The sequence below is a fragment of the Occallatibacter sp. genome (assembly GCF_049582745.1).
Taxonomy (GTDB): domain Bacteria; phylum Acidobacteriota; class Terriglobia; order Terriglobales; family Acidobacteriaceae; genus Telmatobacter.
Genome location: NZ_JBAUUO010000142.1, coordinates 38,774 through 58,607, shown reverse-complemented (window position 1 = coordinate 58,607; position 19,834 = coordinate 38,774). Strand labels below are relative to the sequence as shown.

The 19,834-nt window shown below is 59.9% G+C and carries 14 protein-coding genes; 8 read left to right on the top strand and 6 right to left on the bottom strand.

Features of this window, described 5'->3' with window-relative positions:
• Positions 1 to 237: 237 nt before the first annotated feature.
• Together WCA10_RS20370 and WCA10_RS20365 are read right to left on the bottom strand one after the other, a co-directional pair.
• Entirely contained in the window at positions 238 to 588 is a 351-nt protein-coding gene (locus WCA10_RS20370) for a hypothetical protein (RefSeq protein WP_472824359.1), read from the bottom strand.
• Positions 585 to 2,048 (bottom strand): ankyrin repeat domain-containing protein, encoded by a 1,464-nt coding sequence (locus WCA10_RS20365; RefSeq protein ID WP_472824358.1) that lies wholly within the window; start codon positions 2,046 to 2,048, stop codon positions 585 to 587. The genes WCA10_RS20370 and WCA10_RS20365 overlap by 4 nt, the downstream gene beginning before the upstream one ends.
• Before the next feature lie 333 nt (positions 2,049 to 2,381).
• Here WCA10_RS20365 and WCA10_RS20360 point away from each other — a divergent pair, with 333 nt between their 5' ends.
• Entirely contained in the window at positions 2,382 to 4,397 is a 2,016-nt protein-coding gene (locus WCA10_RS20360; protein ID WP_472824357.1) for a PP2C family protein-serine/threonine phosphatase, read from the top strand.
• A 790-nt stretch (positions 4,398 to 5,187) separates the two neighbouring features.
• Here the strand turns inward: WCA10_RS20360 and WCA10_RS20355 are convergent.
• Positions 5,188 to 6,114 carry a proline dehydrogenase family protein gene (locus WCA10_RS20355; protein WP_472824356.1) on the bottom strand — a complete coding sequence of 309 codons (927 nt, stop codon included), beginning with the start codon at positions 6,112 to 6,114 and terminating at the stop codon, positions 5,188 to 5,190.
• 215 nt (positions 6,115 to 6,329) lie between these two features.
• A complete protein-coding gene (locus WCA10_RS20350) occupies positions 6,330 to 7,706 on the bottom strand; it encodes a glycoside hydrolase family 27 protein (RefSeq protein ID WP_472824355.1) in 1,377 nt (458 codons plus the stop codon).
• A 187-nt stretch (positions 7,707 to 7,893) separates the two neighbouring features.
• On the opposite strand from WCA10_RS20350, the gene WCA10_RS20345 reads away from it, so the two are divergent.
• The gene (locus WCA10_RS20345; RefSeq protein ID WP_472824354.1) at positions 7,894 to 8,412 is read left to right on the top strand and encodes a c-type cytochrome; all 519 of its coding nucleotides are present in this window, start codon (positions 7,894 to 7,896) and stop codon (positions 8,410 to 8,412) included.
• Positions 8,413 to 8,478: 66 nt separating this feature from the next.
• On the opposite strand, the gene WCA10_RS20340 is transcribed toward WCA10_RS20345, so the two are convergent.
• Positions 8,479 to 8,916, bottom strand: a complete 438-nt coding sequence (locus tag WCA10_RS20340) for a VOC family protein (RefSeq protein WP_472824353.1) — start codon at positions 8,914 to 8,916, stop codon at positions 8,479 to 8,481.
• An 83-nt stretch (positions 8,917 to 8,999) separates the two neighbouring features.
• Here WCA10_RS20340 and WCA10_RS20335 point away from each other — a divergent pair, with 83 nt between their 5' ends.
• Genes WCA10_RS20335 through WCA10_RS20325 form a run of 3 tightly spaced genes read left to right on the top strand, consistent with a single transcriptional unit; the run spans position 9,000 to position 13,214 of the window.
• Positions 9,000 to 10,349, top strand: a complete 1,350-nt coding sequence (locus WCA10_RS20335) for an alkaline phosphatase family protein (protein WP_472824352.1) — start codon at positions 9,000 to 9,002, stop codon at positions 10,347 to 10,349.
• Between the two features lie 7 nt (positions 10,350 to 10,356).
• Complete coding sequence (locus WCA10_RS20330; protein ID WP_472824351.1) at positions 10,357 to 11,274, top strand: N-acetylglucosamine kinase; 918 nt, start codon at positions 10,357 to 10,359, stop codon at positions 11,272 to 11,274.
• 59 nt (positions 11,275 to 11,333) lie between these two features.
• A complete protein-coding gene (locus WCA10_RS20325; protein ID WP_472824350.1) occupies positions 11,334 to 13,214 on the top strand; it encodes a VWA domain-containing protein in 1,881 nt (626 codons plus the stop codon).
• A gap of 26 nt (positions 13,215 to 13,240) precedes the next feature.
• Here WCA10_RS20325 and nagA read toward each other — a convergent pair whose 3' ends face one another.
• Positions 13,241 to 14,398: an N-acetylglucosamine-6-phosphate deacetylase gene (nagA, locus tag WCA10_RS20320; RefSeq protein ID WP_472824349.1), complete on the bottom strand. Its 1,158-nt coding sequence runs from the start codon at positions 14,396 to 14,398 to the stop codon at positions 13,241 to 13,243.
• Between the two features lie 119 nt (positions 14,399 to 14,517).
• On the opposite strand from nagA, the gene WCA10_RS20315 reads away from it, so the two are divergent.
• The 3 genes from WCA10_RS20315 (at position 14,518) to WCA10_RS20305 (ending at position 19,805) form a co-directional block, all read left to right on the top strand.
• Positions 14,518 to 17,346, top strand: coding sequence for a beta-propeller fold lactonase family protein (locus tag WCA10_RS20315; protein WP_472824348.1), 2,829 nt, complete (start codon positions 14,518 to 14,520; stop codon positions 17,344 to 17,346).
• A 222-nt stretch (positions 17,347 to 17,568) separates the two neighbouring features.
• Positions 17,569 to 18,837 (top strand): Gfo/Idh/MocA family protein, encoded by a 1,269-nt coding sequence (locus WCA10_RS20310; RefSeq protein WP_472824347.1) that lies wholly within the window; start codon positions 17,569 to 17,571, stop codon positions 18,835 to 18,837.
• 107 nt (positions 18,838 to 18,944) lie between these two features.
• Positions 18,945 to 19,805 (top strand): deoxyribonuclease IV, encoded by an 861-nt coding sequence (locus tag WCA10_RS20305; RefSeq protein WP_472824346.1) that lies wholly within the window; start codon positions 18,945 to 18,947, stop codon positions 19,803 to 19,805.
• Positions 19,806 to 19,834: the final 29 nt, after the last annotated feature.

The window sequence follows — 19,834 nt, the reverse complement described above, 5'->3', positions numbered from 1 at the left end:
CAATCGTCGCCATTACCTGCCACGGCTGCTGCTGACCTTGTCCTCGAAAGGGAAAAAGCAAGAAACAAAACAAAAACCACCCCAGCGATTCGAAGATGTTGACAGGGTCACACCATATCAATTTCCGATTGAAGAGAACAGGCCGATGCGCTCATCCAGTTGGTAAGCGGCCCGTTCAGGCCGTCAGTTGATGACTTGGCGACAGGCATGAATCAAGTCAGGGCGACCACCTGCCTGCTATTCGTAGCCTGGTTTCAGTGGTGTGAAGTATTGCCGCGCGTCAGGACGAAAGAGAACCCAAGCGCTCACCGTAAAGATGATGGAATGGGATATGACCTGAGGAATAACAGGAAAGCTGATGGCGGCGTGAAAGGCCATCCAGACTAGCGCGAGCCAACGTGCCCAATTTCGACCACGGACCATGAAAACGCCTGCAAAAATACCCAACAACTCGGTAAGTTCAATCAAAATGCCTTCGTCTTGCAGCGCCATCAGTTTGGGAAAGTGGGCGACAAATTCGATGGCCCCCGCGGCAACGTAAAGGCACGAGAGGAGTAGGACCGCGATCGGACGTCTGGGTGAACTCATGGCAGCACCTCCAAGACGGCGTCGCTGGGTTCGAGTGATTCGGGGTCCGGCGGTAGAGCGGCTCCGGCATCAAGAAGCGCGCGCACCGTTCCCACGTAGTCTCCGGTGCTCCGATAGCCGTTTCCAGAAGCGTAGAGGGCCCATGACAGCGGAGTCCCCGCATACTCCCGCGATTTAGTTTCAATATCCGGGTGAAAGCGCAATATGTCACGGGCCATTTCAGCATTACCATTGAAGCCGGCCCAATGCAGCGCTGTGGCTCCCATTTCGCCCGGAGTATTGACTGGCCAGCCAGCCTCCAGCATCAGTTGAACAGCCTTTGTATTGTTGCTCTGCGCGGCTGTGGGCAGCTTGAGTTGCTCCCCGTCCGACAGCGTTTTGGTTGCGTCCGGATTCCGGGCCAAATAGTGCTGAAATGTGCTTTCATCGCCCAGTTCACAAGCTAGAGCCAGCTTCAGATCTTCCGGAGTCCGCTCCATGAGCAGCTCAAAGACCTGCTCATGGCCGAAATCGCGCGCGACCACGTGCGCGGTTCGATTTGCCCCCAGCATCCAGATGTAAATTGTGCCTCCTGCGCGAGGGTCTTTCTTTGGAAACCACGCTTCCGAAACGCTCATACGAATGCAGGCGGGGTCGGTGTCCAGATGATGCCGCGCGAGAGCTACATCGCCAAGTGCGGTAGCCATCAGGAGGTCGGTTCTGCATCCGCGCATTACAAGATAGCGAGCAACGTCCTGACGATCACGGGGATAGTGACGCTTTTGCTCAACACGTAACATGTATTGAGCTGGGGTAGATTCGTGATCTACGTCGAGCGCATCGATCTCCGCACCATGATCGAGAAGGAATCGCGCAATCTCTACCGTCGATGCGAAGTGCAGTGGCGCCTGCCCGTCTCCACCTTTTGCGTGAACCACGTTCTGATCGGCCGCGACCAATTCCGTCAATGTTGACATCATTCCGAGCCGGGCAGCCGCGTGCGCGTCGATCACCGCACCGCGTTCGACCAGAAAATCCACCAGGCCTGGATCACAATCGTCGAGCAAGCCGAAGCCGCCAGCCCACCACTCGGTTCGTTTGTGAATGTTGGCGCCTGCGTCCAAAAGAACGTCGATAGTTGCCCGATCGCTCCGTTGCACCGCAGCAAACAGAGCATGTTGACCGAAACCGTAGTTTGGCAGCGGTTCGTTGATCTTCACTCTCAATTCTGGATGGCTTCCCAGAAGATCGCGAACCCGCTGCGCATCTTGATCGCGTATGGCGACGGTCAAAGCTTCAGCAGGCGGTAGGCCCAAGGTGATCACGTACGATTTCAGCCTTGCCCAGTCGGCAAAACCATACTCCCTAGCCAGTGCACGCTGCGCATCCGCCAGCTTGCCCTGGGACGTTGTGCGTTGTAATTGTTTGGCTTGCTTCCTCAGATATTCGAGACTCGGGTTCGCGGGCAGCTCACGAGACATACACTTCTCCTTTTGTGGCCCGGTGTCCGCTGCACGGGCAAAAGAGAAGTCATGAGTGTTTACTTGCAGGTTGATTCAGGTGGGATCTTCCCTTTCCGCGGACGGGGTGCAACCTGAATTGCAGGATTTCTTTATACCATAATCCGCTACTTTGACGCATTTCGGCTAAGCACGTTTCCAGACTGAAACAAGGCTCGAAGCGCGCATTGGCGATAATGCGCTCATTGGGGGCAACGCTGTGCTTACGGTTTGCATGAAGGGGGTCTGCGAGGCTGGACGGATCGTTCATTGTTGTTGCGCCCGACTGCCCACGCATGATACCGATGGGACACTATGCCGGCGCGCATTCGCTTCCCCCTCCTTGCAGTTCTGCTCGCCATTTGCGCGTCGGCGCCTGCGTGCGCCCAGGTCTTCGATCTCGACCGAGACCGCGTGCCGATGGCGGAACTGAATGGCGCCATGCGCTTTCATCTGGGCGACGACTCGGATGGCAGGCTAGGGTGGGCGAGCACGGGGTTCGACGATTCCAGCTGGCAACTCATCAGTGGCGACCGTGACTGGGCGGGGCAGGGCTACCCCAACGTCGGCGGCATGGCGTGGTACCGCTTCAAAATCCAAGTGCCCGCGCATCATCCGCAGCTCGCCCTCGCCGTCCCCTTCCTCCTTACCTCGTATCAGGTGTATGCGGATGGAGCGCTCATAGGACAGATGGGCGGGATGCTGCCGAATCCGCGCGTGGTGCAGCCCCAGCCGCTTGTATTCCGATTACCCCGCGTTCCTGAGGGGCAGCCGCAAACCGTGGTCATTGCCATCCGCGTGTGGCATTGGCCGGCATGGGCTAGGTTCTACGGCGGCGGCATGTACGAGCCGTTGCGGGTGGGCGATGCCGGCTCCCTCAACGAATGGCTGCGGTCTCGTTCAGAGCACGTGGACTGGGACGATTCGGCAAACAATCTTCAACTCGTAGTCTTTCTCCTGGTGGGCGCCGGCTGCATGCTGATGTTTGCGATGCGCAGGCGCGAGACCGAGTACTTCTGGTTCGGCACAGCCAACCTGCTGGCCGCGCTCGATGCCTTGATGGCTGATTGGACGCATCATTTCTCCGTATCGATCTCTTGGAACAGCGTCCGAGACCTGTCCTACTATGCGTCGAGCCTTGCTTTTCTCCAGTTTGTAATGATTGTGTCCGGATCCCGCAAACGAAGGCTGTATTGGCTCGGAGTCGCAGTGATGGCGATGCAGATGCTGCTGGTGGTTCCCACCGACTTCGCCTGGACGAGCCCGGCACTCCCCAACGTGATCGGGACATGTCTCACCATCCTCTTCTATGCCGTTGTGCTCTTGGTGCTGGCTGGGAGCGCGCGCGCCGGAAACCGCGATTCCCAATTGGTCTTCCTGCCTGTCGCCTTGTTCTACCTCAGCGGCACCGCCAAAAGCTTGGGGTTCGCAATGGTAGTGTTGGGCCACTCGTGGGTGCGGCCCTATGTCAGTTGGATCAACCATGTGACCACATGGCCGTTTCCTGTTTCCCTTACCGATCTGACCAGCACGATTGAAATGCTGGCGGTGCTGGTCATTTTGCTGCTTCGTTTCGTCCATTCGCGGCGCGAGGAGGAGCGCTTCCGCGGCGAACTGCAGGCGGCCCGCTCCGTTCAAAGCGTGCTGGTGCCGGATGAAATTCCCCCCATACCCGGTTTCAAGATCCAGAGCGTCTACCATCCGGCAAGCGAAGTGGGGGGCGACTTCTTCCAAGTGATTCCTTTGCCCGATGGCGGCGTGGTCGCCGCGATTGGCGATGTGAGCGGCAAAGGCATGCCCGCAGCCATGACCGTCTCCCTGCTGGTCGGCACGCTGCGCACCTTGGTCCACTACTCCCAAAGTCCGGGCGAGATTCTCTCCGCCATGAACCAGCGCATGATCGGGCGCACCAAGGGTGGCTTCACAACCTGCCTTGTGTTGTGCGCCCGCGCCGACGGCGCGCTGACCATTGCGAGCGCTGGACACCAGATGCCGTATATCGATGGCGCCGAGATCGCGGGCGATACCGGGCTCCCGCTGGGGATTGTGCCTGACTCCCCATACGCCGAAACATCTTCCCGGCTCGGAGAAGGTGTACAACTTACGCTTATTACAGACGGGGTCCTCGAGGCCCGTGACAAGAGTGGCGAACTCTTTGGGTTCGAACGAACCACGGCCATCAGTACGCAATCTGCGGAGCAGATCTCCGCATGTGCGCAACACTTCGGCCAGGAGGACGACATCACTGTGGTGACTGTGACGCGCGAAACGTCGGCAAGATCCGCTACGTTTCGCCATCCTGAAGCGCATCCTGCTACCTTGCCCGCCTGAGGAATCCGCGCCGAGTTCGAAAGGGTTCCCGGTCTTCAGATTCGAGGAACCGATCAACGGGGGAAGACGATCAACGTTGGCGAATCCATCGCGGCGCCTCTGGAATATCGGTAACAGGCCAATGCACGTTTCGAGGGTTGGAAACAGAAATCAATCCCGGAAAACGGGCGAGCATCCTTTAATCGGTTGGCTGCGGGATTTCTTACGGGAGCGGGTGGGATTTAGTTGCGATTCTGGGGACCCAGCTTCGATGGGGAGCGCTCTTGACGTATGGTGGAGCTGGCTGTCTTCGTTCAGGACAATCGGCGGTGCGATTTTGTCTGAAGACCCGCTCATCGCGATGAAGCCGCGATGAGCGGGGCACAGCTCGTGTTTGCGTTCCGCTGCATTGATTCTTAGTGGATGAGTGGACCTGCTCTCGGGCAGGTGGAGTTGTGGTGCACCCGACGTCCCAGCCCTAAAGGGCCCTGTGTCTTTTTGCGCATGATTTCAGCAGCCTGAAGGCTGCTGCTCCCTCCGCGATCACAACTCCGGCATTCGCAACTCCGCGCATTCGCAACTCCGCGTATTGCAACCTCCGCGTATTCGCAACCTCCGCGTATTAGCAACCTCGGAGCATTCGCAACTCCGGCATTCGCAACTCCGCGTATTCGCAACCTCCGCGCATTCGCAACCTCCGCGCATTCGCAACCTCGGAGCATTCGCAACCTCGGAGCATTCGCAATCTCGGAGCATTCGCAACCCCAGAGCGTTGCAGTGTATCGGGACGAATGAGGAATTGCGGCGGCGGCTACTGCCGGAACATTTGCTTGGCGATGAAGAAGACGTTGGCGGGGCGTTCGGCCAGGCGGCGCATGAAGTAGGGATACCACTCGCGGCCGAAGGGGATATAGACGCGGACGTTGTAGCCCTCGGCGACGAGTTTGCGCTGGAGATCGCGGCGCACGCCGAAGAGCATCTGGAATTCGAAGTGGCTGCGTTCGAGGTTGCGCTGCGCGACAAATGACTTTGCCGCCGCGATCATGTTTTCGTCGTGGGTGGCCAGGCCGTGGTAGATGGGGCTTTGCAGCAGCATGTTGGCGAGCTTGACGTAGTTGGCGTCGACATCGGATTTTTTGGGGAAGGCAACCTCGGCCGGTTCCTTGTAGGCGCCCTTACAGAGGCGGACGCGGATACCGTCGGCGATGAGTTGCTCGATGTCGGCCTGCGAGCGGAAGAGATACGACTGGATGACGATGCCGATGGAGCCGCGGAACTCGGGCTGTGCGTTGATGCGGCGCACAATGTCGAGCGTGACCTGGGTGACGGGGGAGTCTTCCATGTCGATGCGGAGGAAGTTGCCGGTGGCATGCGCATGCTGGGCGAGGCTGGTGGCGATGGCTTCGGCGAGAGCAGGATCGAGTGCGAGACCCATCTGGGTAAGCTTGACGCTGATGTTGGCGTCGAGCTTGCGCGCGGCGATCTGATCGAGAAGCTGGTGGTAGATGTCGGCGGCCTTGTGAGCCTCTTCTGCGGTGGAGACGCTTTCGCCGAGCGAGTCGAGCGTGACGTGCATGCCCTGCCGGTTGACCTGGGCGCATGCGCGGAGGGCGTCTTCAATCTCGAGGCCGGCGACGAAGCGAGAGCTTAGTTTGCCGCCGATGGCGGAGTGCTCGGCAAATTTGCGGAGAGAGCGATTGTGGGAGAGTGCGATAAAAGCGGAACGAAGAACGGGCATCGGTTAACCTTGCCGGGCGACCGTCGTGGGGAGAGGCATTCGCGCGGGACACTTCAGTTTCGCACAGCAGGGCAGCGGTGCGGAGCGGGCGGCGGAACGAATGGGGCACCCAGGGTCGTGCGGATTGATGCGGAGAAAAGCAGGTCCTTCGACTTCGCTCAGCGACTGTCTGGATTGTCAGGGGTGGTTCGTCGTTTGCTTACGAGGGTGAATGGCTACTCGATGCGGAACAGGGCGCAGCCGTGTGCGGGAAGGATCACGTGAAGTGACTTCGCGCTGGGGATGTGCTTCCGGTTCCAGACGTCAAACATGGCGTGGGGTTTGTTTTCGAGGTGGAAGAGCATCCAGGGAAGATTGGATGAGGTCTTTGCGTCGGCGAGGTTGAAGACGGCGATGTAGCGCTTTGGGTTTGGTCCGCCGGTGCGCGCGTACCAGTAGCGCTGCGGGAAGGATGCCGAGTGATTTTTAGGCAGAAGTCCCGGCGCGGATTCGACGGCCTGCTGGTTAAGGTCGGCGACTTCCTTGTTGGTGATGAGGGAGCGAGTGAAGTCGTCGAGCTTGGTGAGATTGGCCCCAAGAATCAGCGGCGAACGGGAGATGGCCCACAGGGTGAATTCCGTGCGCTGCTCGTCGTGGGTGTAGTTGGACGGTCGGGGCTGGTCTTTGCCGGGATGAGGGCCTAGATAGCCTTCCGGGAGCATGTCGGGATCGGGCCAGTTGCCGGGCTTGACGTAGGGCGCCCACTTGGCGATGCGGTCGAATTCGTCGCGGAGGCCAAAGGGGTATTCGGATGGTGCTTTGTGCGGGAAAGACCAGGCGTCCCAGTGGTCGTCGGTGATGCGCCACATCTGGGCGTATTTGGCGACTTCGGCGGCGTGATCGAGTTGGGTGGGGCCGGGGGAAAGGCTCAGGACGATGGGGCGGCCGGTTTTGTGGATGGCTTCGGCGATCTGGCGGATTTCACTGGGCCGGTAGGGATGGTCGCTGATGCAGTCGACCTTGATGTAGTCGAGTCCCCAGTCGGCGTAGAGCTTGAGCATGGAGTCGTAGTAGGCCTGTCCGGCGGCGTTGTCGGCGACGCCCCAGTTGCCGTTGTCCCACGGACAGGGGGATGAGGTATCGGCGGCGTCGGCGGCGTGGAAGCTGGAGCCGGCGATGGGGAGGTTCTGGGCGACGACCTGGCGGGGAATGCCGCGGACGATGTGGATGCCGAATTTGAGGCCCTGGGCGTGGACCCAGTCGGCAAGAGGCTTGAAACCTGCGTGATCGGCGGCGTCGGGGAAGCGCGCGGGGTCGGGAATGAGGATGCCGTTCTCGTTCCAGAGATATTTGCGGGCTTCGAGGGTGCTGCCGAAGGGGTCCTGCATATACCAGCCTTCGTCGATGACGGTATATTCCCAGCCGAATTGGCGGATGCCGGTGAGGACGGTGGTGTTGGCGCGGAAGTCGGCTTCGCTAATGGTGAGGCCGTAGGCGTCCCAACTGTTCCAGCCCATGGGGGGGGTGGGGGCGGGGTCCTGGGCGCAAGCAATGCGGGCGGAGCCGGTGAGGAGGGCGAGCGAGATCAGCAGGATGGAGCCGGATCGGAACATGTGGAAACGTATACCACAACCGGAAGCGAAAACGGGATGTGCAATGGGGAATGGCGAAGAAGGGGATCGATCCGGCGAGACGACGTGATGCACCTCACTTTCAAATGCGCCTATAATGCTGTCGAATCAAAAGAGAACAGCTGCACGATGCCAATCCCCCGACACCTGCAACTGAGGAGAAGACAATATGCTCAAGTCGTTCTTGCTCTTCACGGCGGTTGTCTTGCTAGTGACTGCAGCCGCATCCGCCCCCGCTCGTCCGCCGCAAGAGTCAGGCCAGGGTGCAGCCTCCAAGAAAGTGAATCCCGAACAGCTGGCTAAGGCGAAGAGGGTCTACAACATGGACTGCGCACTTTGCCACGGCGCGACGGGTGATGGCAAGACGGACATAGCGAAGGACATGCAGTTGACGCTGGATGACTGGACGGACCCCAAGGCACTTGCGACGCAGTCGGACGAGGCGCTTATAAACGTTATTCGCAAGGGCAAGGGAAAGATGCCGCCTGAGGACACAGGGCGGGCCACGAACGACGAAGTGCGGGGACTGGTGGTCTATATTCGCAAACTGGCGAGCAACCAGCCTGCTCCTGCGACGGCGCAACCGGTCGCAACTCCCGCTCCGGGCGCGACTCCCGCTCCTGCGGAGACGCCCGCTCCGGCGACGTCCCCTGCAACGCCGCCGCCAGCTACTTCTCCGAGCAAATAGATCTGGGCACCGATCCGTGTCGACGAACGAAGCCACAAGACAGGGTCGCTCCGGATCGGTGCTGCTTTATGGGAGCGGGTTGGTGATGGTTGCGCCCCAGGCATCCGGGCTTACGTCGCGTGCGTGACGTGCAAAGAGCCAATGGTGGCCCTCGAGGTCCAGCACCCCATATTGGAATTCCCCGTACGCGGTTTCGTGAGGTTCTTCGACGATTCGGGCTACGGCGCGGGCACGTGCGTAGTGGGCTTCTACGTCTTCAATGAAGATGGTGAGGCTTTGCGTTGCGCTGTCGAGTTGGGCGGGGCTTGACCTGCCCGCGCGCGCGGAATTGACCATGATGAAGGCGCTTCCGATGTGCAGCTGCGCACCCTGAACCGGCTCGCCGTAGCGATAATGCTCAACAAAACCGAAGGTTGCGCAGAGCCAATCGATTGCCTGGGCAAGGTTCGTATAGGTGAGGTGAGGAAGCACGGTATCGACGGGAACAGAGCGATTCTTGAACATGGCAAGAAGATACGCCCGCCGGATTTCTCCATCAACTCCAGACTTGCCGCGTCTGTACGGTAAGCTGATCCAGGAGAACCAAGATGTTTCTCAGTGTCTTCAAGCGGGGCGCTACGGTGTGCCTGGCTTTGGCGCTGCCGTTGTTTGCGCAGCAGGCGCAGCCAATCCCAGGCGGCAATCCGGCGCTTCCGCTGGTGTACGTGGATAACGGCATCAACTCGGCTGCGGTCCAGAAGGCGCATTATGTAGTGCTGGTTTCACTCGATGGTTTTCGCTGGGATTATGCGAAGCATGATGGTGCGGTGAACTTGCTGGCGTTGGGGAAGAAAGGCGTCTGGGCTCCGGAAGGGATGTTGCCGAGCTATCCCTCGCTCACATTTCCAAATCACTTCACGATTGTGACGGGGCTTTATCCCGAGCATCACGGGCTTGTGGCCAACAGCTTTTACGATCCTGCCAAGCAGGCGCGTTATGGGATCTCCGATGCGAAGGCCGTACGGGACGGAAGCTGGTATGGCGGTGTGCCGTTGTGGAGCCTGGCAGAGAGCCAGGGGATGACTGCAGCGTGCCTCTTCTGGCCGGGTTCGGAGGCGGAGATCGCGGGGCACCGGCCGACGTGGTATGCGGTATTCGACAACAAGACGCAGGCTACCGATGCGGTCGAGCAGGCGCGCATCGATGACGCCGTTGCTCTTTTGAAGATGCCGGAAGCGGAGCGGCCGCACTTCATCACGATCTATTATTCCGAGCCCGATCATGAAGGGCACGAATTCGGGCCGGATGCGCCGCAGACGAAAGCGGCGGTGTTGAAGATGGACGCGATGGTTGGCAAGTTGAAGAAGGCGCTGGACGCGACAAAGCTGCCGATCGACCTGGTCGTGGTGAGCGATCACGGCATGGTGAAGGAGCAGGGTGGCTGGATTAACCTGGGTGATTTCGCCGATCTGAGCGACTTTGAAACTGCCGGTCCGCTGTTGTACGGCAAGACCGAAGAAGATCGCGTTCAAGCGTACGACAAGCTGAAGCATGCTTCTTCGCAGTTTGTGGCGTATCGGCGAAAGGACGTCCCGGCAGGGCTCGACTATAACCAGAACCCCCGCGAGGGCGATCCGGTGGTGATTGCGACGGGGCCGTATCCAATTCGCGCCCATAAACCGCAGGGTGACCGGCCGGATAATCCACCGGAACCGGGCATGCACGGATTCGACCCGCACAGAATTCTGGAGATGAAGGCGAGCTTCTTTGCCATCGGACCGGATATTGTCGCTGGAAAAACGGTGGCGCCCTTCGAGAATGTGAACCTCTACCCGTGGATCGCCCACATGCTGGGATTGCAACCCGGAAAGACCGATGGCAGCCTGAACGTGCTGGCGGGAACGCTGCGCGATAACGGCGGAGAGACATCGAGGGACGGCGAATCGAAACAGGAGTAAGGACACAATGAGCGCAGTGTTGGGAATTGACGGCGGAGGTACAAGAACGCGTGCCTCCATCGTCGATGGCGAGCGGGTGCTGGCGTTTGGGGAGAGCGGTTCGATCAAGAGGCTTCGCGTGGGCGCGGACGTGGCAGAGGAGAATCTGCGCGCGGTGCTGAAAGACGTTTTTGCGCAGGCGGGTTTGCGTGGCGTGAAGGCCGCGTCGGCGGGCGTGGCGAGCGCAACGATGCCCGGCGTGAAGGAGTGGGTCACCGGCGTATTCGACGACTTTGGCGTGGAGCGATCCGAAGTTGTGGGCGACGAAGTGATCGCGCTGGATGGAGCCTTCAAGGGCGGACCAGGCATTCTGCAGATTGCGGGGACGGGCTCGAATTGCATTGGCCGCGCGCCGGATGGCGGACGCGAAAGCGCCGGCGGATGGAGTTCGCGATTAGGCGATGAGGGTTCAGGGTATTGGATCGGATTGCACGCGGTGAGGCGGGGCCTGAGAGCGCTGGATCGCGAGGAGCCGACGCGGATTCTCGAGACGGTGGGCGTCCTGTGGGGAACGAAGACGATTGAGGAGTTGGTGAACCTGGGCGACAGCACACCGGGACCCGATTTTGCGGCGCTCGCGCCGGCGATCAGCGAGCTTGCCGAAGAGGGTGATGCGGTGGCTCTTGGCGTTTTGCAGCAGGCTGCTACGGATCTTGTCGACAGCGTGCTGCTGGTGCGCGCGAAGCTGCGGAGGAAACATAATCCGGCAGGAGAAGTTCCGGTGGCATGGATCGGCAGCGTGATCGGGAAGTCCCGTCTGGTTCGGGAGCAGTTCTTCGCGGGATTGCATCGTGCGGCGCCGGAGATGCCGGTCGGAAAAACCGAAGTTGCGGGAATTGAAGGTGCGGTTTGGCGCGCCCAGCAACTGGCCAAGTCGGCGGGATAATCGTCACACGCTGAAAGCCTGCGCGCGGATTACAATCTCTGTCCTGAGGGGGGATTTCGATGCGATGCTTCCGATTTTCGGCTCGGGTTCCGTATTCAAATCTTGCTTCCACTGCAATCCTGAGTGTTCTATTTCTGTGCGCCTCGGCAATAGCGCAGGACTCTACCCACGCTGCGCAGAATCAGTCGCAACAGACGCCGCCCGTCCTTTCGGTTACTACGCATGAGGTTTTGCTTGACGTTGTCGTGACGGATGATGGACGCGCGGTGAGGGGACTGAAGGCATCCGACTTTACGGTGCTAGAAGAAGGCAAGCCGCAGGTGGTTGCGAGCCTGGAAGAGCACAGGCCGATGACAGTGGCGATGAGTGCGCAGACAGCGCCATTTCCAGCGTTGCCTTCGAACACCTTTACGAATTATGTACCGGCAGCAAATACCAATGCGTACACGGTGATTCTGCTGGATGCGCTGAACACGCGGCTGGACGACCAGATGTCGTTGCGGCTGGCTCTCATCAAATATCTGAAGAAGATGCAGCCGGGGCCTCCGGTGGCGATTTTCGAGCGTGATACGCAGATGCACCTGGTGCAGGGATTTACTTCGGATCCGGGGGTGCTGCTGGCGGCGGCTGAGAGCGAGCGTAATAACCCGGAGTTGCTGAAGCTGGTGCGGGGAACGCGGGAAGAGTACCTGGTGTACAAACTCGACGAAGCGACAATGGGTTTTCAGCTGTTGGGGCGTTACCTGGCGGCGTTCCCGGGGCGCAAGAACCTGATCTGGATCACAGGGGCATTGCCGCAATCGAATATGCCGGAGCCGATGAGCGATCCATTCAACGACGACTTCAGGATACTGGAAGGCGACCCTCACGAGTTGACGGCGGCGCTGACGTTGAGCCGCGTCGCCGTCTATCCGATTGATGCCCGGTCATTGCAGGTCGCGCCGCAATATGAAGCGGCATCGAATCGGCCGCCGCTGTCGAATACGACGCTTCACTTTGAGAACGGACAGGGGTTTCAGCACACCAATCTTGATTTGATCGCCGAAGCAACGGGCGGAAGAGCCTTCTACAGTTCCAACGGATTAGGGGCCAAGGTCGCCGAGATCGAAAATAACGGATCAAGTTACTACACGCTTACCTATGCAACAAATAACAAGGATTGGAACGGAGAGCTGCGGCACATTCGAATTGAAGTGAACCAGCCGCATGTGAAACTGCAGTATCGGCAGGGCTACTACGCGGTCGATCGCACGAAGCAGGAACAGACACAACTGGATAAGTTGAAGAGGGCTCAGCATGCGGAGAATGAGCCTGCAGGCGAGCAGAACTCCGAGGATCAGGTACAAGCCGAGGCAAGTACGGAAGAGACGGCGAAGCTGGAGAAGAGTGCCGCCCCGCCCGCGACTGCAAGCAATTCCGGACCTCCCAAGGATGGCTTTAACGACGCGATGCTCCTTGGAGCCGTTCCGGCTGCGGAAATTGTCTTCAAAGCTCACGTGACCGAGAACGAAAAGGTTGAGCAACTGAAAAAGGAAGACGCGCGGCCGAAGGACAACTACCTGGCAGCGGACTGGAAGTTCATGCCGTTCCACACCTACACTGTGGAATTCAGCGTGGATGCGAAGACATTGCAACTGGTGAAGGGATCGGACGGGTTGCGGCACGGGAGCATTGCGTTTGTGAGCGTGGTCTACGATCAGATGGCGCAGAACGTAAACTCCCGGCTGACTACGATCAACATGGACATCGACGACGCGCAGTACCAGGACCTGCTGGCGCATGGGTTGATCGAGCATCACGAGATCGCCGTACCGGCAAAAGGGAATTACTTTCTACGCCTCGGTGTGCACGATACGGTGAACGACCGGATCGGCTCGCTTGAAGTAGCTGTAGATCGGGTGAAGCCCGAGGGCAGCACCGCAGTGGCGCAAAGCAAATAAACTACGGAATACGGTTGGGTAGAATTTCAGCTCGCCTGGATTCCACCGACGATCGAGCCGACGAGATTTCCAGCCGCGTCGATTGCGACAAGATTCGCGGACTTGCCCGGTGCGAGGGTGCCTGCGCGATGCGCGAGGCCGGTCATTGCGGCGGGATTTGTGGAGAGCAGGCGCAGGCCCTGGTCGATGGTGGCGCCGGTGAATCGCACAAAGTTTGCGAGCGCCCGATCGAGCGTGAGGACGCTGCCGGCGAGGACGCCGCGAGCTGTCGCGCGCCCGTCCTTGACCTGCACGGGAAATCCACCGAGCTGATACTCGCCGTCGGGCATGCCGGCTGCGGCCATGGCGTCGGTGACGAGAATGGCGCGTTCGGAGCCCTTGGCGCGCCACCAGAGGCGGACAATTTCCGGCTCGGTGTGGATGCCGTCGCAGATGAGTTCTGAAAAAAGCGTGTCGGTGGTGAGGACCGTGCCGAGGATACCGGGTTCGCGATGGTCGAGCGGACGCATGGCGTTGAAGGTGTGCGTGGCGCTGACGGCGCCTGCGGCAATGGCGGCGCGGGTTTCAGCGGCGGTGGCATTGGAATGGCCGACGGAGACGCGGACGCCGCGACTGGTGGCATGCGCGGCGAGCTCGACGGCTCCGGGCAATTCAGGCGCGAGGGTCATGAGGCGCACGTGGCCATGGGCAGCTTCGAGGAGGCGATCGAAGGTAGCGATGCTTGGGGCCAGGAGATGTTCGGCAGGTTGTACGCCGCGTTTTTCGTGGGAGAGAAAGGGGCCTTCGAGGTGGATGCCGAGAGGGCGCGCACGGCCGGGCTGCGGCAGCTTGGCCATTTCGTTGGCAAGCCCATCGAGCGCGCGGAGAGTGGCATCGAGCGAAGCGGTGACGGTGGTGGCGAGGTAGGCGCTGGTGCCGTGCGAGGCGAGGAAGGTGCCTATGGTGTCGAGTGCCTGGGGCGTAGCTTCCATGAAGTCGTGGCCGGCGGCGCCGTGAATGTGTACGTCGAAAAATGCGGGGCCGAGGGTGGCGCCGGGAAAGTCGTGCACCTGGGCGCGGGCGGGAATCGGAGCCGAATCGTGGGTCGCGATGGAGTCGATCTTGCCGTCTTCAATGAGGATCAGGGGATGCTGATGGAGGCTGGTGCCGTCCCAAAGTCTCTCTGCGGTCACAACCGTTTGCATGGCTATCCATTATTGCAGGTGAGTGCAGAGATGCGCGATTGGTGCTTGCGACGGTTTGGAACGTGTGGTTGTCATCGGAGTGTAACGCGGAGGCGAGGGTGGTTTGTTATTGTTTTGCCATGCGAAATTCGGCGTGGTTTGTGATGGCTGGCGGTTTGTTGACGGTTGGAGTCCAGACGAATGGGGCGCAGACGATCGATCTGCCCACGAGCAAGCAACTGATGGAGCCGGTGCCGGGCAATCCGCAGCGCTTGAACAGCCTGCCGATGTCGATGGCGATTTCGCCTGACGGGCGCTACGTGGTTACGGTGAACGCCGGCTACGGGACGTACGAATCGAAGTACGAGCAATCGCTGGCGGTGTTCGATACGCAGACGGGGAAGCTGACTGATTTTCCGGACAATCGTACGCCGGTGCGTGCGCGGCAGACGCTGTATTCGGGACTGGCGTTCAGTCACGATGGGAAGCATCTCTACGCGAGCATCGGATCGGAGACGGATCCGGAAGGGAAGCTGCCGCCGTTTCTGGGAACAGCGGATACGGGGAGCGGGATCGTGGTGTACCGGTTCGCCGACGGCAAGATTGAGCCGGAGCGCCTGATCCATCTTCCGCTCGAACAATTGCAGCCTGGGCATAAAACGAAGCTGATTGGCGAGGCTGAAGGAGACAAGGGGCTGCCGTTTCCTGCGGCGATTGCGGTGATTGAAACGGGAGGCGCGGAAAAGCTGCTGGTGGCGGAGAATCTGACCGACGATGCGCTCCTCATCGATCCGGCAACGGGGAAGATTGAGCATCGCTTTGATCTGACGGAGAGCGATGCGGTGCCTTCGACGTATCCGGTTGCGCTGCAGGTATCGAAGGATGGGCGACGCGCGTTTGTTGCGCTGTGGAATGCGTCGGAGATTGTGGAGTTGGATGTCGACAAAGGCGCGGTGGGGCGCAAGCTGGCACTGCTCAAGCCGGCGAGTCCTGTGAAGCCGGGAACCCATCCTTGCGCATTTGCACTGAGCGGAGATGGCAGAACGCTTTACGTGGCGCTGGCAAATCGCGATGCTGTCGCGGCGGTCAATGTGGGCGCGGGGCAATTTGCGACGAGGGGATATTTTGACACGCGGCTGCCGGGGCAGAGCTACTTTGGCGCAGAGCCAGTGGCGCTGGCGCTGAATGCGTCGGGAAGCCGGCTGTATGTGGCGAACATGGCCACCGACGCGGTTGCGGTGATCGATACGAAGAAGCTGACCGGGAAGGTATCGAAGACTGGAATGGTGGAGCCGGAGGGATTTGTTCCGACGGAGTGGATGCCGATCTCGATGGCGTATCAGGATGGAAAGCTGTTTGTGGCGACGGACAAGGGCAAGGGCACTGTGGCGAATCCGTACCCTCCGAAGGATCAGAAACCTGAAGAGGGAATGCCGAAGAAGACGAACTACATTGCGACCCTTCTCTATGGTTCATTTGCGGAGCTGAACGAGTCGGAGATCGAACAGAATCTTGCGCAATCGACGCAGACGGTGCTGGAGTCAAACCGGATGAAGGCAGCGGCGGAAAAGATCACGTTTGGCGACGGTTCGCACAATCGCATCAAGCACGTGATCTACATCATCAAGGAGAACCGCACCTACGATCAGATTCTTGGCGACCTGGAGCAGGATGGAAAGCCCGTAGGCAACGGCGACAAGAGCCTGACGATGTTTGGCGCGGATGTGACGCCGAACGAGCATAAATTGGCGTTGCAGTTTGGGGTGCTCGACAACTTCTATGATTCGGGCGAAGTTTCGGGCGACGGGCACGTGTGGTCGAATGCGGCGATCGGGACGGATTACCTGGAAAAGACGTGGCAGCAGGCCTATCGCGGTGGAGAGCGGACGTACGATTTCGAGGGCGTTGTCGCGGAAGGATTGCCGCTCGAGCAGAAGATTCCAGACGTGAATGAGCCTTCGAGCGGGTATCTCTGGGGCAACCTGGCTGCGCACGGAAAGACGTACTACCACTTTGGTGAGTTCATTTCGAGCATCTTCTGCGACGAGAAGAAGACCGCGAATCCGCAGCAGGGGCCGATGCTGGAAGGCTCGGCCTGCAAGAAGAAGGCGATTGCGCCGGGCGAGGAGTTTCCGGCGGAGTGGGGCGGCGGCGTGAATAAGTGGCCTTGGCCCGTTCCGCTGATTGCATCGAATACAGCGACGAAACCGGAACTTGTGGGGCATTTCGCGAAGGAGTCGCCGGACTTCAATCTTGCGATTCCGGATCAGATTCGCGTGGAGGTTTTCCTGCGGCATCTGAAGCAGTGGGAAGCTGATTTGAAGAATGGCAAGGATACGATGCCGAACTTCATCCAGCTTCGCCTGCCTGACGATCACACCAATGGAACGGCGCCATTCAAACCGACGCCCAAGGCCAGCGTGTCTGACAACGATCTGGCGGTGGGGCGCGCAGTCGATGCCATTTCGCATTCGCCGTTCTGGAACGATACGGCGTTCTTCATTCTCGAAGACGATGCGCAGGCAGGCGCGGATCACGTGGACGCGCATCGCAGTGTTGCGCTGGTGGTGAGCAAATATGCGCCGCATGGGAAGGATGGCGGCGCGGTTGTGGACAGCCGGTTCTATTCAACCGTCAGCGTGATTCGGACGATGGAGACGCTGCTGGGTTTGCCGCCGATGAATAACAACGATGCATTCAGTTCGTTGATCTCGACCTTGTTCAGCGGGCCGGGCGATCAGCAGGCGTATTCGGCGGATTTTGCGAATCGCGACAATGGGCTGATCTATGCGGCGAATCCGAAGAAAGCGGTGGGAGCGGAAGAGAGCATGAAGATGGACTTCAAACACGCTGATCGAGCGCCGACGCAGAAGCTGAATGTGATTTTGTGGAAGGACACGATGGGCTCGAAGCCGGTACCGGCGATGCTGACGGAGAAGCGGAAGCTGCGGAAGGATGACGACGATTAGGTCGCGAGTCTTGAGCGTGCTCAAACGCCGACGCGCTGGCAATCGTGCGAGGCCCCCGGCTGGCCCGTGTATGGTTATATGCGGCGGAAATCTTCCGTGCCGGGGTGAGTCGTGCAGATCTGGAATCGTCGAAATTTTCTTAAGGTAGCGGGAGCAGTATCAGCCGCGTCGCTGGCGGGGGCGTCGCGCGCAAGTGCGGAGACGGGAAAGCGAGTCTTCACGTTGAGCACTCAGGACGAGCCTGCACGGCCGGTGGCGGCAAACGATCATATTCAAATCGCGTTGATTGGAGCGGGCGGCCAGGGCATGGGCGACACGCGCTCTGCCGTGCAGGTGCCGGGCGTGAAGCTGGTGGCCGTCGCCGACTGCTACGACGGGCGGCTCGCGCGCAGTAAGGAAGTCTGGGGCGACGACGTCTTTACGACGCGCGACTACAACGAAATCCTGGCGCGCAGGGATATCGACGCCGTCATTATCGGGACGCCGGACCACTGGCACAAGCAGGCCTCGGTGGATGCGATGAAAGCCGGCAAAGACGTGTATTGCGAAAAGCCGATGATCCATCTCTACAAAGACGGGCCGGAGATGATCGAGACGGCGAAAGCGACGAATCGCATCATCCAGATCGGCAGCCAGCGCGTGAGTTCGATCCTCTATGCGAAAGCGAAGGAGGTGCTGGCTTCGGGCGCGATCGGCAAGCTGAACATGGTGACGGCGTACTGGGATCGCAACTCGTCGATGGGCGCGTGGAACTATACGATTCCGCCGGATGCTTCGCCGGAGACGTGCGACTGGCCGCGATTCGAAGGTACGGCGCCGAAGATTCCGTTCAGTGCGGAGCGATTTTTCCAATGGCGCAAGTGGAAGGACTACGGCAGCGGTGTGGCTGGCGACCTGTTCGTTCACCTCTTCAGCGGAACACACTTTGTGACGGGCACGAACGGGCCGACGCAGGGCATGGCGACTGGCGCGATCCGGTACTGGAAGGATGGACGCGACGCGGATGACGTGGTGCTGGGGCTCTTCGATTATCGCGAGGGATTCAACCTGAGCCTGCGCGTGAATTTTGTGGATGGCGGCGACGAAAGCGAAAGCCTGATTTTCACCGGCGATGAAGGGACGATGGAGATTGGCTGGACATGGTTGGCCGTGAACCGGGTTCCGCGCGAAAAGGAGCCGGGGCTAACCGTCGATACGTTTCCGAAAGCGATGCAGGCGCGGATCGAGGCGGACTACGCGAAAAAGTATCCGCGCAAGCATCCTGAGGGGCAGGCGCCTGTTGGCTATGAGAAGTATGTCGCGCCGCCTGGCTACAGCGACCAGTACGATCACTTCAAAAATTTCTTCGCCTCGGTGCGGTCGCGCAAGCCGGCGGTGGAGGATGCGGTGTTCGGATATCGCGCTGCGGGGGCTGCGTTGCTGAGCAATTTGAGCATCGAGCGGAAGCAGATTATGCGCTGGGATCCGGATGCGATGAAGCTGCTGTCGTGATCGAGTCTGGATTCCATCCCACTCATGCCGCGATAAAACTGCGGCATGAATGGGGCACCCGGCCGGGATGTCCAGGCAAACCTCCTTCGCCAATTTAGAATCGTGGAATGAAACAGCGGATCGGAGTGCACCTGGGGACCGCGGGCGGCGCCTCGAATGCGGTGGAGCGCGCGAAGGAAATTGGGGCAAATACATTTCAGATTTTTTCGTCGAGCCCGCGAATGTGGCGTGCTCCGAAGATCGACCCCGCACAGGCCGAGCGGATGCGGACGCTGCGCGCAAAGCTCGACGTCGGGCCGCTGGTGATCCATACCAGCTATCTGGTGAATGTCTGCAGCCAGACGGCGGATGTTCGCGAGAAGAGTGTGGCGGCATTTCGCGGGGAGATTGAGCGTGCGCTGACGCTGGGCGCGGAGTACCTGGTGCTTCATCCGGGCTCATGGAAAGGGCTGACGCGCAACGAGGGGCTGAAGCTGGCGGCGGAGTCGATCGCGAAGGCCATCGACGGACTGCCGTGGCAGGGCACGGACTTCTCAATCCTGATTGAGAATACGGCGGGGTCGGAATGCTCGCTGGGCGGCAATTTTGAACAGGTGGCCGAGCTTGTGGAGCGCCTGAAAACGCATGCGCCGGTGGGCGTTTGCCTGGACACTTGCCATACGCATGTTTCGGGCTACGACATCGTCACCGCCGAAGGCTACGCCGATACCATTACGCAGGCCGACATTACGTTTGGCGTGGATGCAGTGCGGGTGTGGCATTGCAACGATGCCAAGGCCGCGCGCGGATCGAAGCTCGATCGACATGAGCATATCGGGCAGGGGAATATCGGCGTGGAGCCGTTTCGCTGGCTGCTCCATGATCCGCGGTTTGCGGATTGCGCGTTTATTGCGGAAACGCCGGTGGATGAAGATGGGGACGAGGAGCGGAATGTTCGCGTTCTGAAGAGCCTGGCGCAATCGAAGTAAGCGCCTTGATGCGCGCATCGAAAGGCTCG

Coding starts and splice junctions, on each gene's coding strand:
- WCA10_RS20345 (WP_472824354.1), top strand. CDS start 7,894: ATGCTCAAGTCGTTCTTGCTCTTCACGGCGGTTGTCTTGCTAGTGACT.
- WCA10_RS20315 (WP_472824348.1), top strand. CDS start 14,518: ATGCGAAATTCGGCGTGGTTTGTGATGGCTGGCGGTTTGTTGACGGTT.
- WCA10_RS20335 (WP_472824352.1), top strand. CDS start 9,000: ATGTTTCTCAGTGTCTTCAAGCGGGGCGCTACGGTGTGCCTGGCTTTG.
- WCA10_RS20360 (WP_472824357.1), top strand. CDS start 2,382: ATGCCGGCGCGCATTCGCTTCCCCCTCCTTGCAGTTCTGCTCGCCATT.
- WCA10_RS20365 (WP_472824358.1), bottom strand. CDS start 2,048: ATGTCTCGTGAGCTGCCCGCGAACCCGAGTCTCGAATATCTGAGGAAG.
- WCA10_RS20370 (WP_472824359.1), bottom strand. CDS start 588: ATGAGTTCACCCAGACGTCCGATCGCGGTCCTACTCCTCTCGTGCCTT.
- WCA10_RS20340 (WP_472824353.1), bottom strand. CDS start 8,916: ATGTTCAAGAATCGCTCTGTTCCCGTCGATACCGTGCTTCCTCACCTC.
- nagA (WP_472824349.1), bottom strand. CDS start 14,398: ATGCAAACGGTTGTGACCGCAGAGAGACTTTGGGACGGCACCAGCCTC.
- WCA10_RS20325 (WP_472824350.1), top strand. CDS start 11,334: ATGCGATGCTTCCGATTTTCGGCTCGGGTTCCGTATTCAAATCTTGCT.
- WCA10_RS20305 (WP_472824346.1), top strand. CDS start 18,945: ATGAAACAGCGGATCGGAGTGCACCTGGGGACCGCGGGCGGCGCCTCG.
- WCA10_RS20350 (WP_472824355.1), bottom strand. CDS start 7,706: ATGTTCCGATCCGGCTCCATCCTGCTGATCTCGCTCGCCCTCCTCACC.
- WCA10_RS20355 (WP_472824356.1), bottom strand. CDS start 6,114: ATGCCCGTTCTTCGTTCCGCTTTTATCGCACTCTCCCACAATCGCTCT.
- WCA10_RS20330 (WP_472824351.1), top strand. CDS start 10,357: ATGAGCGCAGTGTTGGGAATTGACGGCGGAGGTACAAGAACGCGTGCC.